Below are 3,817 nucleotides of genomic sequence, written 5' to 3'. Positions count from 1 at the left end.
GCCATTTTTCTTTATACTGTCACTGAGGCAGGTTGGACATTTGATTTCTAGAGTTATTTGCATTTCTCTATTTTATCAAAATTCAACCTGCTTTTTTTTAGCATACTTTTTGATACACCACCAAAAATAGATAGACTTTTTGATGTTCTGAACGCTCCCCAAAACGTTTCTTACCAAAGCATCAAAAAGTCTAATTCGATTACCACCTTATTTTTATTATAGTGTTCTGTTCTTGTGCGCTGAGTTTTGTGTTCTTATGTAGTTGTATTAAATATTTTATGTAACATTTTCGATATCCCTGAAATTGGGTATTTTTGAATTTTTCATGCAATTTTTCGTCGGAAATTGCACGTTATAAAATCAATATAATCAAACGCCTTGCTAAATTGTGTTGCAACGCCAAAACCAGCTTTAGTTTTGGCTATAATAAGAGTTAATTAGAACCTTTTTAGATGTGAGCCAGCAATGCGTGGTCTATACCTCATTACAAATGATGATCCTTTAGAGTTACTTTTAGCTAAGCTAGAAGGTGCAATGTCAAATGGAGGTATTGCAGTTTTGCAGTATCGCCGTAAAAAAGTTGCTAAAGAAGATCAGATTTACGAAGTGGAATACATGAAAGCCATGTGTGCTGAATATGCTGTTCCTTTTGTAATTAATGATGATTTAGATTTAGCAGAAAAATATGGTTTAGGTGTGCATTTAGGGCAAGATGACGGCTCTATTGTGGATGCTGTGGCACGTTTGCCAGAAGGCGTATTAATTGGCCGTAGCTGTAATAACTCATTGCAACTTGCAGAACAAGCAATTGCTGATGGTGCAAACTATGTGGCATTTGGTGCAATTTATGCAACTGATACCAAACCTGAAGCAGGTAATATTGGTTTAGAAACGTTGAAACAAGCCAAACAACAATTAAATGTACCAATCTGTGCAATTGGCGGTCTAACCGTTGAAAATTCAAAAATTGTGATTGAATCAGGCGCGGATTATTGTGCGGTGATTAGTGATATATTAGGACGTCCAATGAATTTGATTCCCGACCGTCTTGATGAATGGTCAGCACTTTTTAAGTAATAGACATTTTTCGCTGTATTTTTTTTGATTTTCTTTATTTTTAGTTGAGTTGATTCATGAGCTTATCTCCAAAGCAAGAGCAATTATTTAAGCAAGCCAGCAAACACATACCAGGTGGTGTCAACTCTCCTGTACGTGCCTTTAATGGGGTAGGTGGGACACCTGTATTTATTGAAAAAGCACAAGGTGCTTATCTATATGATGTTGATGGCAAGCGTTATGTCGATTATGTCGGTTCTTGGGGGCCAATGATTTTAGGCCATGCTCAACCCGATATTATTAAAGCAGTTCAAGAAGCAGCAGTAGATGGTTTAAGTTTTGGCGCGCCAACTGTACACGAAACCACTTTGGCTGACATTATTTGTGAAATCATGCCGTCAATTGAATTGGTACGTATGACCAACTCAGGTACGGAAGCTACGATGACTGCTATCCGTCTAGCTCGTGGTTATACAGGGCGTGATAAAATTGTGAAATTTGAAGGTTGTTACCACGGTCATTCAGATTCACTTTTGGTGAAAGCAGGTTCTGGTCTTTTGACTAAAGGTGAAGGCGAAGCTACTTCAGCGGGCGTACCTGCCGATTTTGCTAAACACACATTAACGCTTCCGTATAATGATATTGCAATGTTGAAAGAATGCTTTGCTAAATTCGGTTCTGAAATTGCGGGTGTGATTGTTGAGCCTGTTGCAGGCAACATGAATTTGGTTAAACCAATTGATGGCTTCCTTCAAGCGATTCGTGATGTATGTGATGAGCATGGCTCAGTTTTCATCATTGATGAAGTAATGACTGGCTTCCGTGTTGGTTTAGGTGGTGCTCAAGCACATTATGGCGTAACGCCAGACTTAACGACTTTAGGTAAAATCATTGGTGCAGGTTTACCAGTTGGTGCATTTGGTGGTAAACGTGAAGTGATGGAGTGCATCGCACCACTTGGTAAAGTCTACCAAGCGGGTACATTGTCAGGTAACCCATTAGCAATGCGTGCTGGTATTGAAATGTTTAAGCATTTACGCCAACCAGGTTTTTATGATGCTTTAACTGCAAAACTTGAAACATTACTTGCTGGTCTACAAGCTGCTGCTGACGAAGCGGGCATTCCATTTTTCACTCAACAAGTGGGCGGCATGTTTGGCTTGTATTTCACAGATCAAACTGAAATCACTGGTTTTGATTCAATTTTAAAATGTGATGTAGATGCCTTCCGTACTTTCTTCCATGGCATGTTGAAACGTGGTGTTAACCTTGCACCATCAGCATTTGAAGCAGGCTTCTTCTCTAGCGCGCATAGTGATGAAGATATTGCATTTACTATTGAAATGGCGAAAGAAACTTTTGCAGAAATGAAATAAGTTTCAAGTGATTTGCTTTACAATGAAGCCCACAGTCATGTGGGCTTTTTTGCTGTCAGAAGTTATTTAACATAGGGATTTGAACATGAAAACCAAACATTATTTGACACTTGCAGATGCCGAGTTTTTGTTGGAACAAGCTTATCAATATGCGTTGAGCCAAAACTTTAATGTCAGTATTGCAGTCACCGATGAAACGGGAAGTTTACTGGCAATGAAGCGTATGGATGGGGCTTCTCCAATGACAGCGAATTTGTGTTTGGAAAAAGCCAAATGCTCTGCGATTAGTCGTCGGCCATCAAAACTATTTGAAGACATTATTAAAGGCGGTCAAATGGGTTTTTTAACTATGGATAGCTTCTCTGGTATGTTAGAAGGCGGTGAGCCGATTATGTACGAAGGGCAGTTGGTGGGTGCAATGGGTGTGTCGGGTGTGAAGGCTTTTCAGGATGCAGAAATTGCACAATTCGCTATTGATAAGTTTTTGACACAGGTATAAAAATTCCTTAGAGATTTTTAAGTTTAGCTATAGTGAACATTCTTAGTTTCAATGCCAAAGTTGTATGGAATGTGAATAATCACAAAAAAGCCGTTGCAGAGCGCTGTACTCTGAAACTAGTTTTAATTGGGTATTGATAATTATAGGAAAATTTGAAGAATTTCGTATGACGTGTATTATGTTAATTTTAGAAATACTAAAAATCTAACTCCAATAACAGCAAAAATATTCCAGGTGTATAAGTGATACTTCAAAGTTCCCAAATGGATGCATTCTTTCTATCCAGAAATGATGTCCAGCTTCCCTCAATTTTAGAACTTATAATACTAGAAGGCTTTTATGAGGATTTGGATGCCTTGTCTTTAATTTTTACAAAGATAGGTTAGAGCAGGTGAATTACGAAGCCATAGCTGATGTTTACGGAGATCTAACAGGGTTTGAAGCGTCCAGTAATAAGATTCATATCGAGGATTACGTGGATAATCAACATCGGATTCGCATTAGTTCAATTAGTTCAAAACTTATGGAATTAGCTAAGGGATGATGAGTGCACTATAATTTTATCATCTGATTTAGAAAGTGAATTTGGAAGTAATGCCACTCTTAGTTTTCATAAAAAAAGAATGAATGAAATTTTAATGGATAGCTTAGATGACTGCTCTCAAGCAGTATTCATTTGTAGAAACAATGACTTAATATCTGCAAATACTTAAGATAAGTGCTGTTACACGAAGCAAAAAGCGTAGGAAATTGGCTCACTGTTATTCACCAATTAAAATGTCTATGCGATAAACCATTTAAAATGTCCTGTTTTTAACCACAAGAGTCAAGCACAGGATTTAAGTTTCTTTGTTCAACAACAGCTTTCTGAGCTTTACGACTTGGC

The 3,817-nt window shown here is 37.8% G+C and carries 3 protein-coding genes; all 3 read left to right on the top strand.

Annotated features, from left to right (window positions below):
* Positions 1-465: 465 nt before the first annotated feature.
* The 3 genes from thiE (at position 466) to FTT84_RS17160 (ending at position 2,931) form a co-directional block, all read left to right on the top strand.
* Positions 466-1,077 (top strand): thiamine phosphate synthase, encoded by a 612-nt coding sequence (gene thiE, locus FTT84_RS17170; RefSeq protein WP_067762132.1) that lies wholly within the window; start codon positions 466-468, stop codon positions 1,075-1,077.
* A gap of 56 nt (positions 1,078-1,133) precedes the next feature.
* Complete coding sequence (gene hemL / locus FTT84_RS17165; protein ID WP_180056575.1) at positions 1,134-2,432, top strand: glutamate-1-semialdehyde 2,1-aminomutase; 1,299 nt, start codon at positions 1,134-1,136, stop codon at positions 2,430-2,432.
* An 85-nt stretch (positions 2,433-2,517) separates the two neighbouring features.
* Positions 2,518-2,931, top strand: a complete 414-nt coding sequence (locus FTT84_RS17160; RefSeq protein WP_180056573.1) for a heme-binding protein — start codon at positions 2,518-2,520, stop codon at positions 2,929-2,931.
* The last annotated feature ends 886 nt before the right edge of the window (positions 2,932-3,817 follow it).

The sequence above is a fragment of the Acinetobacter sp. YH01019 genome, from assembly GCF_013420285.1.
GTDB classification, from domain to species: Bacteria; Pseudomonadota; Gammaproteobacteria; order Pseudomonadales; family Moraxellaceae; genus Acinetobacter; species Acinetobacter gandensis.
This window is presented reverse-complemented; position numbering and strand designations above follow the sequence as displayed.